Source organism: Bifidobacterium castoris (genome assembly GCF_003952025.1).
In the GTDB taxonomy this organism is placed as follows: Bacteria; Actinomycetota; Actinomycetes; order Actinomycetales; family Bifidobacteriaceae; genus Bifidobacterium; species Bifidobacterium castoris.
On record NZ_QXGI01000001.1, the window covers coordinates 87,616 to 99,821 of the forward strand.

Sequence of the window (12,206 nt, forward strand, 5' to 3'; positions counted from 1 at the left end):
CTTCGATAGCATTGCCTATTTCAGGTTCGACGAGTGTGATCTCAGCCCAGCCGATCCGCTTTCCGCCCCGTCCTGCGCGCCCGGGCGCGCAGGACGGCGTCCAGCACATGTTTGAGATCATGGCCCGGGCACCCCGTGTCGGCGTCCATTGTTGCCACGGCCGTTGGACAACGAGGGCCGATCCGTATGGTTTCGGGCTCCGTGCGCCGCCGGCGCGCAGGGTCGGCGCGGCGGACGCGCGGCGCTGGGAGCGCTCACAGTTTTCGCCGGCGGGAAGTTGCGAATCGTCCAACAACGGCATTATTCTTGCAGATGTCATCACAACCCGTACACACAAGGAGCAGTTGTGGCAGCAATTGAAAGCGTGTATGCACGCCAGATTCTTGATTCCCGTGGCAACCCGACCGTCGAGGTCGTGCTGGACACCGAGGACGGCGCACGCGGCATCGGCCTCGTGCCGTCCGGCGCGTCGACCGGCGAGGCGGAGGCCTGGGAGCGTCGCGACGGCGACAAGTCCGTCTATCTGGGCAAGGGCGTCCTCGGTGCCGTCAAGGCCGTCAACGAGGAGATCGCGCCGAAGGTCATCGGCATGGACGCCACCGACCAGCGCGCGCTCGACGACCTGATGATCGAGCTCGACGGCACCCCGAACAAGGGCCGCCTCGGCGCCAACGCGATCCTCGGCGTCTCGCTCGCCGCCCTCTACGCGGCCGCCGAGACCGCCGAACTGCCGCTCTACCGCTACATCGGCGGCACCAACGGCCACATCCTGCCGGTCCCGAACATGAACATCATGAACGGCGGCGCGCACGCCGACTTCGCGACCGACATCCAGGAGTACATGATCTCCCCGTATGGCTTCGAGACCTACTCGGAGGCGCTGCAGGCGGGCGTCGAGGTCTACCACACCCTCAAGAACGTCCTCAAGAAGCAGGGCCTGGCCACCGGCCTCGGCGACGAGGGCGGCTTCGCGCCGAAGATGAAGACCAACGAGGATTCGCTCAAGTACATCATGGACGCCATCTCGGCCGCCGGCTACGAGCCGGGCAAGCAGATCGGCATCGCGCTCGACGTCGCCTCCTCCGAGTTCTACAACAAGGAGACCGGCAAGTACCACTTCGACGGCGAGGACCGCGATTCGGCCTACATGCTCGACTTCTACGAGAAGCTCGTCGACCAGTTCCCGATCGTCTCCATCGAGGATCCGTTCCAGGAGGAAGGCTGGGAAGACTGGGCGAAGATCACGAAGGCGCTCGGCGACCGTCTGCAGTTCGTCGGCGACGACCTCTTCGTCACCAACCCGGTGCGCCTGAAGAAGGGCATCGACATGGGCGCGGGCAACTCGCTGCTCGTCAAGCTCAACCAGATCGGCACCGTCTCCGAGACCCTCGACGCGATCGAGCTGGCCACGAAGAACGGCTTCACGTCGATGGTCTCCCACCGTTCCGGCGAGACCCCGGACACGACGATCTCCGATCTGGCCGTCGCGAAGAACACCGGCCAGATCAAGACCGGCGCCCCGGCCCGCGGCGAGCGCATTGCCAAGTACAACCGCCTGCTCGAGATCGAGGAGGAGCTCGGCTCGACCGCCGAGTACGCCGGCTACAGCGCCTTCAAGGCCTGCAAGCAGTACATGTGATCATCCGTCATGCGATGACCCCCGTCGTCGCATGACCGTCATGTGAACGCAGGTACCCGCCGCATCCGCTCGTCGAATGCGGCGGGTATTTTCGTATCCATGAGCACACGACCACGCGCCACGCAGGCAAAGCAGCGACCGGTGAAGCGGACGAGCGCGGGGCCGATCGCCTTCTTCGTCGCGCTGTTCATCGTCGCGCTCGGACTCATCCAGCTCATCTCGACCTTCCATTCCTACGCGCTCGACCTGTCGGAGCTCAACGGCCTCAGGAAGCAGGAGGCGGCGCTCGTCGCGCAGAAGCAGGAACTCGAGAACGACATCGAACGGTGGGACGACGACGCCTACGTGACCGCGCAGGCGCGCGAACGCCTCGGCTATGTGTTCCCCGGCGAACAGCCGATCCGCGTCGAGCATCCGGAGGCCGTGACCGGCGAGAAGACGACGACGCCGCTCGACGGCACGGAAGGCACGCAGGAGTCGACGCTGCCGTGGTACAGCGAGATGGCGTATTCGTTCAGGGAGGCCGACGCCGGCAAGGACCGGACGCGCGACGCGGACGCGCGCGGCGACGAGAACGGGGCCGGCGCCGCGACGCAGCCCGACGATCAGGACAAGGAGCAGCAGTGACCGATTTCGATGCCGAGACGATGCGGCAGGCGCAGGATCTCGTGGACCGTTTCCTCGCCGAACCGGCGAGCGATGAGGACGTCGAGACCGTCGGCGCGCAGCTGGGGCGCTTCCCGCGCGGCATGGTCGCCGTCAGCGCTCGCTGCCGCTGCGGGCGTCCGCTCGCCGTGGTCACGCGTCCGCTCGTCGACGGGAGGATCCCGTTCCCGACGACGATGTATCTGACGAGCCCGGAGGCCGTCAAGGCCGCGTCGCACCTCGAGGCGGAAGGCCTGATGAAGGAGTACAACGCGCGCCTTAACGAGGACGACGACCTGCGCCGCGCCTACGAGCGCGCCCACATGATGTATCTGGCGTTCCGCCATGCGCTGGCGATGCGGCTGGGCGACGGCGAGGAACACATCGAGGGCACGAGCGCCGGCGGCATGCCGGCACGCGTCAAGTGCCTGCACGCGCTCGTCGCGCAGAGCCTCGTCATGGGTCCGGGCGTCAACCCGGTCGGCGACGACGCGCTGGCGCGCATGCGCGGCGAATTCGACGCGGACGTGTGCCGCTGCGCGCCGCTCGACGAGGGGCGTGCGGCGAGGCGGGCGCGACGCCACGCCGCCGGGCGCGGCGAGGGCGGGACGCAGGGCTCCCAGGCCGCGCCCAAGCCGTCCGTCGTCGTCGCCGGCATCGACTGCGGCACGAACTCGATCCGCCTCAAGATCGCGCGCGTCGACGCGGACGGCATCCACGACATTGTGCCGCGCATGCTGCGCGTCGTGCGCCTGGGCGAGGGCGTCGACGAGACGCACCGCTTCGCCGACGACGCGCTCGAACGCACCTACGCCGCGGCGCGCGAGTTCGCGGCCGTGCTCGCCGAGCACCGGGTGGACGCGCTGCGCTTCGTCGCCACGTCGGCGACGCGCGACGCCGAGAACCGCAAGGAGTTCGAGGACACAATCGAATCGATCCTCGGCGTGCGCCCCGAGGTCATCTCCGGCACCGAGGAGGCCGACCTGAGCTTCCTGGCGGCGACGGCGATGACGTCGCGCGACGACCTCGAGTCGCCGTTCCTCGTCGTCGACCTCGGCGGCGGCTCCACCGAACTCGTCGTCGGAGGCGACGGCGAAGGAACGCCGGCGACGCAGGTGCGCGCCGCGTTCTCGATGGACATCGGCTCGGTGCGCATGACCGAGCGCCATCTGCGCTCCGACCCGCCGACGCAGCGGCAGATCGACGAGACCGTCGCCGACATCGACGCGCACATCGACGAGGCCTTCGAACATGTGCCGGCCGGCTGCGTCAACACGATCATCGGCGTGTCCGGCACCGTCACGACGATGACGGCGCTGGCGATGGGGCTGCCCGAATACGACCATGCGGCCGTCGACGGCGTGCGCATGGACTTCCTCACCGCCTTCGACGTCGACGACCGCTTCCTGCACATGACCCGCGAGGAGCGGCGCCGGTACCGCACGATCCATCCGGGGCGCATCGACGTCGTCGGCGGAGGCGCGCTCGTCTGGAGCCGTGTGCTCGCGCGTGTCGCCGAGGCGGCGCGCGCCGACCATGGCAAGGTCATCAACTCCTACGTGGCGAGCGAGCACGGTCTGCTCGATGGACTCGTGCTCGACATGGGACGGCGGTTGCTCTCCGCGCGCTGACATGGCATAATGCCTACGGGCCGGCGCGACATGCGCCGGCCCGAACGCCCCCATGGCGAAATCGGTAGACGCATTCGACTTAAAATCGAACGCTGCGGCGTGTGGGTTCGAGTCCCACTGGGGGCACCGAGGATTGAAGGCCGGTGATCGCTGGGTGTCGGCGATCACCGGCCTTCGCATAGTGGCTGGCGGTGTGGTTCGGACACGTTTTGGACGCCGGCGGCGCGGGCGGTGCGCGGGTACGGCATGGATGCGCGCCGCCGCTCACGACACCGTCATCCGCCCGTAACACAACGCGCGCTTTTCCTCCGTAGACTCGCAGCATCATGACCAGCGGAACTACGGACGACGGGAACCACATGAGCGAGTCAATCTCCAGCGCATCCAGGGGCGGCGCGGCCGCGCATACGCACATGAGCGTCGAGAAGGATACGGCGAGCGGCGTGCCGATCATGCTCGCGCAGGCCGTCACACTCGCCGCGACGCTCACGTTCTGCGAGATCTTCTGCGCGCCGCTGACCGCGACCTTCCGGCCGGCCGTCTTCGCGCTCCTGCCGTGGGCCGGCGTCGCGTCGCTGTTCGCCGTCATGTTCTCCTTCGTCGTCGGCTTCGCGCTGCTGTGGTGCGCCGAATCCTTCGCCTACCGCATGCGCCGCCGGCTGCGGCCGCTCGTCTACGCCACGATCGGAGCGATCTCCTTCGGCGTGTGGACGGTGTGGGTCATCCTCGGCGTGCGCGACATGATCACCGCCCGGCTCGGCGCCGGCGTGCTGTCCGCGCACGACACGACGGTCGCCGCGGTCAGCGGCGCGCTGCTCGGCATGGCGGCGTTCTTCGCCGCCTACACGCTCGGTGAACGCCTCGCCCGGCATCGTGCGGCGGTCATCGCGCTCGCCGCCGCCAGCCTGCTCGTCGCCTGCTACGGCGGCTACGTCCTCGCCGTCATGCTCCACACGCTGTAAGCGCCGACGGCGGAACCTGCACGCGGCGTCTATACTGTCAGCCATGTTCAGCGTTCTCGATCTGTTCTCCATCGGCGTCGGCCCCAGCTCGTCGCATACCGTCGGTCCGATGCTCGCGACGCGCGCCTTCGCCGAGGCTCTGCGCGACCGCGGCGTCCTTCCCCGTGTGGCACGCGTCGCCGTCACGCTGTATGGTTCGCTCGCCCTGACCGGGCTCGGCCACGGCACCGACCGTGCCGCCGTCGCCGGCCTCGAAGGCAACGACCCGAAGCACGTCGACACCGCCTACCTCGCCGACATCCACGCGCGCTGCGACGCGCGCGGCGCCATCGACCTCGACGGCGTCAGGACGATACCCTTCGATTTCGAGCACGACGTCATCCTCGACGTATGGCACCGCCTCGCAGCGCATCCCAACGGGCTGCGCTGCATCGCCTACGGCGGGCACGGCGACGTCGTCTTCGAGCAGGTCTGGTACTCGATCGGCGGAGGCTTCATCCAGGAGGGACTCGTCGACGATCCGGTGCTGCCGATCCACGCGCACGACGCGCACGTCGAACAGGCCGCCGAACAGGCCCGTGAGGGGGAGTACCGCCGCGGGGACGACCTCGACGGCATGCCGCATCCGTTCACGAGCGCCGACGGGCTGCTCGAGATCTGCGCCGAGGAGCGCAAGTCGATCGCGCAGGTCGTGCGCGACAACGAGACGGCGCTGCATGGCGCCGCCGAGCTCGACAGGCGCCTCGACGCGATCTGGGAGGCGATGCGCGCGTCCGTCGTCGCCGGCTGCACGAGCACGCGGCGTGTGCTGCCCGGCGGTCTCGACGTGCCGCGGCGCGCGCCCGGCGTCTACGCGCGGCTGCGCGGCGCGGGCGATGTGCTGCGCGCCGATCCCTCGGCCGGGCTGCGGCATCTCGAATCGTCGGAATCGTCGTGGATCGACCTGTTCGCGCTCGCCGTCAGCGAGGAGAACGCCGCGGGCGGCCGCGTCGTGACGGCGCCGACGAACGGGTCGGCCGGCGTCATCCCGGCGGTGCTGCTGTACTACCGGCGCCTGCTCGCCGGCGCGAGCGACGAGGGCGTGCGCAACTTCCTGCTCACGGCCGGCGCCGTCGGCTACCTGATCAAGCGCAACGCCTCGATCTCCGGCGCCGAGGTCGGATGCCAGGGCGAGGTCGGCTCGGCGTGCTCGATGGCCGCGGCCGGACTGTGCGCGGTCGTCGGAGGCACGCCGAGGCAGGTCGAGAACGCGGCCGAGATCGGCATGGAGCATCATCTGGGGCTGACCTGCGACCCGGTCGGCGGCCTCGTGCAGATCCCGTGCATCGAGCGCAACGCGGTCGCCGCGAACACGGCCGTCGTCGCGGTGCGCATGGCGATGCTCGGCGACGGCTCGCACATCGTCACGCTCGATCAGGTCATCCGCACGATGAAGGAGACGGGCGAGGACATGATGGCGAAGTACAAGGAGACGTCGAAGGGCGGCCTGGCGCTCAACGTCGTCGAATGCTGACATGGGCGCAACGTGCCGTCCTGTGCTAGGCTGGGTCCCGTCGTGCTTGGAACCAAGGAGGAAACATGGCTAACGAGATGCCCCAGGTCGAAGGTGGTTTCGGAGACCTTCCGGTGATGACGTTCCCGCAGGGCGAGGCGCCCAGGGGGCTCAAGGTCGTCGAGCTCGTCGAGGGCGACGGACCGATGGTGCGCCGCGGCGACACGGTCACCGTCAACTACCACGGTCAGGTCTGGGGAGGCGACAAGGCCTTCGACTCGAGCTTCGAGCGCCACCAGCCGGCGAGCTTCGGCATCGGCGTCGGCCAGGTCATCAAGGGATGGGACCAGACGGTCCCGGGCCACAACGTCGGCTCGCGTCTGCTCATCTCGATTCCGCCGGAGTACGGCTACGGCTCGCACGGCGCGCCGCAGGCGGGCATCGGCGGCGACGACACGCTCGAATTCGTCGTGGACATCATCGCCACGCGCTGAAAGGGCGCCTGCCCCCATCCGTCCGCACCGCGCATCCGGGGTTCCGGGCCGCGTGGGGCGGGTTTCGCATATCACAGGCTTTTTCCCATGAAGGAGGACATCATGGCTCAGGAGGAGAAGACCGTCCTGCTCACGCAGGAGGCGTATGACAAGCTCAAGGAGGAGCTCGCGTACCGCGAGGGCGAGTACCGCGAGGAGATCACCGAGCGCATCGCCGCGGCGCGCGCCGAGGGCGACCTGTCCGAGAACGGCGGTTATCAGGCCGCGCGCGAGGAACAGGGCAAGAACGAGGGACGCATCAACGAGCTCATCGTCAAGCTGCGCAACGCGAAGATCCTCGAGGCCCCGGACGCCGGCACCGTCGGCAACGGCTCGCTCGTGACGATCGAGCTCGCCGGCCGCGAGATGAAGTACGTGCTCGGCTCGCGCGACATCGCCGTCGCGACCGACTACGACGTCATCAGCCCCGAATCGCCGATCGGCGCGGCCATTCTCGGCGCGCACGAGGGCGACACCGTCACCTACAAGGCCCCCAACGGACGCGACATCTCGGTGACGGTCAAGGAATCGAGGCCGCTCGACTGAGCCGCGGAACGCGGGACGTCGGAAAGGCGCCCGTGTCCGGCCGTGCACGGCCGGACACGGGCGCCTTTTCCGTATCGGCGTCGCTCAGCCGAGCTGCGCGAGACGGCAGATGACGAGGTAGATCGCGACCATATGGCACGCGTAGCCGGCGATCGTGCCCAGATGGAAGATCTCATGGAAGCCGAAGACCCGGGGCCACGGGTCGGGGCGGCGCAGCGCGTAGACGACGGCGCCGGCGATGTAGCAGGCGCCTCCGGACAGCAGCAGCCACACGACGGCCGGGCCGGCTGCGGGGGAGAGCCAGAACATGCCCATGAAGGCGACGCCGGAGACGCCGAAGATGACGTAGACGAGCGTGTACAGCCAGCGCGGCGCGTCGATCCACACGACGTGGATGAGGATCGCGACGGCCGTGCAGCCCCACATGCCGATGATGATCGTGTTGCGCCAGAACGGGGCGAGCGCGAAGGCGACCGGCGTGTAGGTGCCGGCGATGAGCAGGAAGATGTTGACGTGGTCGATGCGCCGCAGCACGTCGGTCACGCGGGGCGACCAGTCGCCCAGATGGTAGGCGGCGGAGTTGCCGAACAGGATGAGCGAGGCGGTCATGAAGACCGCGCACGCCCATTTGAGCCCGGCGCCGTGCGCCAGGCAGACGAGCACGATGCCGGCGGCGAGCGCGAGCGGCGCGGCGGCCGCGTGCAGCCAGCCGCGCATCGCGGGCTTCTCACGTCCGTGGACGTCAAGGCGGATCCGTCGCGGCGCGCGCACGCCCTCGAGTCGGGCCGCCTTCTCCTCGCCCTTGGCGATCGCCCCCTTCGCGCGGCTGTCCGCCTTCGCGAGGATCGCCGCCGCCTTCGCGTGCGCCCGGCTGCGCGCCGCCTCGGCCCTCGCCTCGAGCGCCTTGCTCCGGGCGGCGGCCGCCGCCCTTCGGCGTCGTTCGAGCCGCTCCTCGCCGTCGATGGCCGTCCCGGCGCCCTGTGTCGTCCCTGCGCTCATCGTCGCTTCCTCCCGTCATGTCAGCCACGTTTGGTTACGCAATCGTAGGTTACTATAGCGTAGGTTGTTGACGTCGCCCGTGCGGGGGCCGACGGCGGCGCTCCTTGCGCGCATCCGCCGTCCGGCCGTGGCGCCGCAGTGGCCTATCATGGGGAGCATGGCTGATTTTTCACAGATTCTCGCGACGCGCCCCGATTTCGACGCGTCCGACAAGGAATGGCTCCATCATCTCGTCGCCGACTGGCAGGTCATCGCCGACCTGAGCCTGGCCGACCTGCTGCTCGTGCTGCAGAAGGGCGACGGCAGCTTCGTCATCGCCGGCCAGTGCCGGCCGTCGACGGTCGTGAGCCTGCGCGCCGACGACGTCGTCGGCGAACAGGTCGACGACGAGCTGCAGGGGGAGATGGCCGAGGCGATGAAGTCGGACGGCGTCTACCGTTCGTCGGTGCTGCGGCGCATCGGCGACGCCCTGGTGTGCAACGTGTACGCGCCGATCCGCCACGGCGGCAAGACGCTCGGTCTCGTCGTGCGCGAGACGAACCTCGCGACGCGCGAATCGAACGGCCGCTACGAACTCGAAAGCATCGACGCCGGCAAACAGCTGTACGAGATGATCCCGCGCGGCCAGTTCCCCTACAAGGACTCCGTCCTCAGCCAGCGGCACAACGCGCGCGTCGCCGACGGATTCATCCTGCTGTCCGCCGACGGCATCGTCCAGTACGCATCGCCCAACGGCATCAGCTGCTTCAGGCGCCTGGGCATGGTCGACATGCTCGAGGGGGCCAGCCTCAGCGAGGTGGGCACGAGCCTGATCCACGAGAACGACCCGGTGCCCGAATCGCTGCCGCTCGTGCTGCTCGGCAAGGCCGCGATCGACTCCGAGCTCGTCGCGAACCGTTCCACCGTCTCGATGCGCTCGCTGCCGCTGATGGACGAGCGGGGCCGCACCGGCGCGATCGTGCTGTGCCGGGACATCAGCGAGCTGCGCAGGCGCGAGGTCGAGCTGCAGACGAAGGACGCGACGATCTCCGAGATCCACCACCGCGTCAAGAACAACCTGCAGGCCGTCTCCGCGCTGCTGCGGCTGCAGGCGCGCAAGACGAGGTCCGACGAGGTCAAGAAGGAGCTCAAGGAGGCGCAGCGGCGCGTGCAGACGATCGCGATGGTCCATGAGGGGCTGAGCCAGTCGGCCGACGAGATCGTCGACTTCGACAAGGTCATCGCCAACCTGCTGCGCATGAGCGTCGATCTGACGGCGATGAGCGACCAGCGCATCTCGATTGACTTCGTCGGCAGCTTCGGCATGATGCCGGCGCAGGACGCGACGCCGCTGTCGCTCGTGCTCACCGAACTGACGACGAACGCCGTCGAGCACGGCTACGAGGGCCGCAAGGAGGGGCACATCACGGTGACGGCCGACCGGCGCGGCACCGAACTCGACATCGTCGTGCAGGACGACGGCAACGGCATGGGCAGCGAGGAGGAGGACGGCATGGCCCGCTCCTCGGGTTCGGGTCTGGGCACGCAGATCATCAACACCTTCGTGACGAACGACTTCGGCGGCACCGTCCGCTGGGAGCCGGTCGACACCGGCGGCACGCGCGTGCGGCTCGCCATCAAGCTGCGCGCCGCCTGAGCGACGTATGCGAAAGGCCCGGCCCCCGTCCCGGGGGCCGGGCCTTTCGCATACGCGACGTGGGCCGTCAGCCGAGCTGCATCGACGCGGAGCGGCGCGCGCGCATCGCGCGGCGCTTGAGCGCCCTGCGCTCGTCTTCGCTCAGGCCGCCCCAGACGCCGTAGTCCTGGTTCGTGTCGAGCGCGCATTTGAGGCATGCGTCGATGACCTTGCAGGTGCGGCACACGGACTTGGCCTCCTCGATCTGCTGGTATGCGGCGCCGGTGTTGCCCACGGGGAAGAACAGCTCGGGGTCCTTGTCGCGGCATGCCGCCTTTGCACGCCAATCGAATGCACTGCTCATGGTGATGACATCCTTCTTCTGTCCGGTATCGATGAAACGACTACGTTGCTCATGCTAGGCAATAACCGGCGCGATTTCAAGACCCCGGGCGAAAAAACGGGCCTGTGGGCCCCGTTCAGCGCACGGCGCATTGCACGAGCCGGGCGCGGCCCGCCTCGATGAGCACGCCGCGCCCCGGTGTGCGCAGATCCTCGGCCGTCAGCGCGTCGACGACGGCCGCAGGGATCCCGTCGGCGAGGTCGACGGCGCGTTCGCCGACCGGGAAGACGAGGCGCCGGGCGCAATGGTCGGGCACGCGCAGCCGACGCGACGAGCCGAGTGCGAACACGACGCACCGTCGTCCCGTGCACACGAGCTCCTGGACGCGGGCGGCCCGTGGGTCGGCGCTGAGCGGGTCGAACCAGACGTCCGCGTCGTCGAGACACACGACGTCGGCGCCGCATGCCCGGGCGCCCTCGCCGATCGTCTTCAGCAGCGTCGTGCGTCCGCGGCCGGGCCGTCCTATGACGGCGAGGTTGCCGTCGGCCGGGTCGAACAGGCATGGGGCGGTGGCCACGCCGTCGTCCTCGAGCCCGATCGCGATCGCGCCCGGGGGCGCCCCGACGTCGTCCGCATGCACGATCCGGGGCAGCGGCGACGTGAACAGCGGGGGAGCGCCCGTGTGGGCGTGCACGCGCGCGGCGCGTCCGATCTCGGCTACGAGGCGCGCCGGATCGGGGGCGCACGCGCAGCGCAGGCGCATGCGCCCGTCGTCGATCCTCGCGATCGCGGCGCCCGGTTCCGTGACGCGCAGACGGGCGGCGTCGTCGACGCCGAGCATCTCCTGCGACTGCATCGCGTCGCGCACGCGCAGGCATACGCGCAACGCCATGTTCGCCTTCATCGGCGCGCCGATCTCGCCGAGCGGGTTCTGCGTGCACACGATCAGATGCATGCCGAGCGAGCGACCCAGCGACGCGATGCGCGTGAGCCGGTCGGCGAGGTCGGGCAGCTGGCCGGTGAGCATGTGGAACTCGTCGACGATGACGACGAGCCTGGCGGGCGAATCCGGCGCGTCCATCAGGTCGGCGACGCCCAGATGGGCGGCGAGCCGTTCGCGGCGCGTCAGCTCACGTTCGAGCGCGAGCAGAGCGCGCTTGGCGTAGGCAAGGTCGAGGTCGTTGACGCAGCCGCGCACATGCGGCAGGCCGGCGAGGGCGTCCATCGCCGAACCGCCCTTGAAATCGAGCAGCGCGAACTGGACGCGGCATGGCGGGTAGCGGCATGCGAGCGCCAGGCACCAGTCCTGCAGCAGCACCGATTTGCCCGATCCGGTCGTGCCGGCCACGATCGCGTGCGGCCCGAAACGCGCGAGGTCGATGACCGCGGAGCGTCCGGACGCGTCGACGCCCACCGGCGCGCTGCAGCCGCCGTCGGCGACGCACCAGCGGTGCGCGATCGAACGGAAGGGGGCGGCGTCGTCGGCGAATCCGAGCACGCAGGCGAGCGGCGCGGCCGGGACCGGCGCGCTCACGTCCCCGCCGGCGGCAGGCGACGGCGCGGACGTGAGCGCGCCGGTCCCGGCCGCCGGCGGGTCGCCGTCCGTGCGCCCGGCCGCCGCCATGAGGACGAGCGAGGCGAGCGCGGCGACGCATCCCGAGGCGGTCATCATCGCGAACAGCCATTGGCGTTGGGCCAGCAGCATGGCGAGCATGACGCATTGCGCCGCGAGCGGGGCGCCGTAGGCGCACATCCGTATGCGGCGCATCCGATTCGTCCTGCCGTCCATGCGCACAGCATG

General features: G+C 69.4%; 11 protein-coding genes and 1 tRNA gene. 9 read left to right on the plus strand and 3 right to left on the minus strand.

The annotated features are described in order from the left end of the window. Positions 1-346: 346 nt before the first annotated feature. From eno to D2E22_RS00395, 8 genes are all read left to right on the plus strand, one after another. Positions 347-1,639: a phosphopyruvate hydratase gene (gene eno / locus D2E22_RS00360; protein ID WP_126031158.1), complete on the plus strand. Its 1,293-nt coding sequence runs from the start codon at positions 347-349 to the stop codon at positions 1,637-1,639. Between the two features lie 99 nt (positions 1,640-1,738). After that, on the plus strand, positions 1,739-2,266 hold the full coding sequence (locus tag D2E22_RS00365) for an FtsB family cell division protein (protein ID WP_126031159.1): 528 nt from the start codon (positions 1,739-1,741) through the stop codon (positions 2,264-2,266). A gap of 20 nt (positions 2,267-2,286) precedes the next feature. Then, complete coding sequence (locus D2E22_RS00370; protein ID WP_126031490.1) at positions 2,287-3,915, plus strand: DUF501 domain-containing protein; 1,629 nt, start codon at positions 2,287-2,289, stop codon at positions 3,913-3,915. Between the two features lie 46 nt (positions 3,916-3,961). Then, positions 3,962-4,041: transfer RNA gene (locus D2E22_RS00375), tRNA-Leu, on the plus strand. 200 nt (positions 4,042-4,241) lie between these two features. After that, positions 4,242-4,877 carry a cadmium transporter gene (locus tag D2E22_RS00380; protein WP_241218096.1) on the plus strand — a complete coding sequence of 212 codons (636 nt, stop codon included), beginning with the start codon at positions 4,242-4,244 and terminating at the stop codon, positions 4,875-4,877. A 43-nt stretch (positions 4,878-4,920) separates the two neighbouring features. Beyond that, complete coding sequence (locus tag D2E22_RS00385; RefSeq protein WP_126031160.1) at positions 4,921-6,390, plus strand: L-serine ammonia-lyase; 1,470 nt, start codon at positions 4,921-4,923, stop codon at positions 6,388-6,390. A gap of 65 nt (positions 6,391-6,455) precedes the next feature. Beyond that, entirely contained in the window at positions 6,456-6,863 is a 408-nt protein-coding gene (locus D2E22_RS00390) for an FKBP-type peptidyl-prolyl cis-trans isomerase (protein WP_126031161.1), read from the plus strand. 102 nt (positions 6,864-6,965) lie between these two features. Then, complete coding sequence (locus D2E22_RS00395) at positions 6,966-7,448, plus strand: GreA/GreB family elongation factor (protein ID WP_126031162.1); 483 nt, start codon at positions 6,966-6,968, stop codon at positions 7,446-7,448. A gap of 84 nt (positions 7,449-7,532) precedes the next feature. Here D2E22_RS00395 and trhA read toward each other — a convergent pair whose 3' ends face one another. Further along, positions 7,533-8,447, minus strand: a complete 915-nt coding sequence (gene trhA, locus D2E22_RS00400) for a PAQR family membrane homeostasis protein TrhA (protein ID WP_126031163.1) — start codon at positions 8,445-8,447, stop codon at positions 7,533-7,535. Positions 8,448-8,604: 157 nt separating this feature from the next. On the opposite strand from trhA, the gene D2E22_RS00405 reads away from it, so the two are divergent. Continuing rightward, a complete protein-coding gene (locus D2E22_RS00405; protein WP_126031164.1) occupies positions 8,605-10,083 on the plus strand; it encodes a sensor histidine kinase in 1,479 nt (492 codons plus the stop codon). A gap of 67 nt (positions 10,084-10,150) precedes the next feature. Here the strand turns inward: D2E22_RS00405 and D2E22_RS00410 are convergent, their stop codons facing one another. Both D2E22_RS00410 and D2E22_RS00415 read right to left on the minus strand, forming a co-directional pair. Next, the gene (locus D2E22_RS00410) at positions 10,151-10,426 is read right to left on the minus strand and encodes a WhiB family transcriptional regulator (RefSeq protein WP_024541252.1); all 276 of its coding nucleotides are present in this window, start codon (positions 10,424-10,426) and stop codon (positions 10,151-10,153) included. A gap of 115 nt (positions 10,427-10,541) precedes the next feature. Continuing rightward, positions 10,542-12,194 (minus strand): FtsK/SpoIIIE domain-containing protein, encoded by a 1,653-nt coding sequence (locus D2E22_RS00415; protein WP_126031165.1) that lies wholly within the window; start codon positions 12,192-12,194, stop codon positions 10,542-10,544. Between the last annotated feature and the right edge of the window lie 12 nt (positions 12,195-12,206).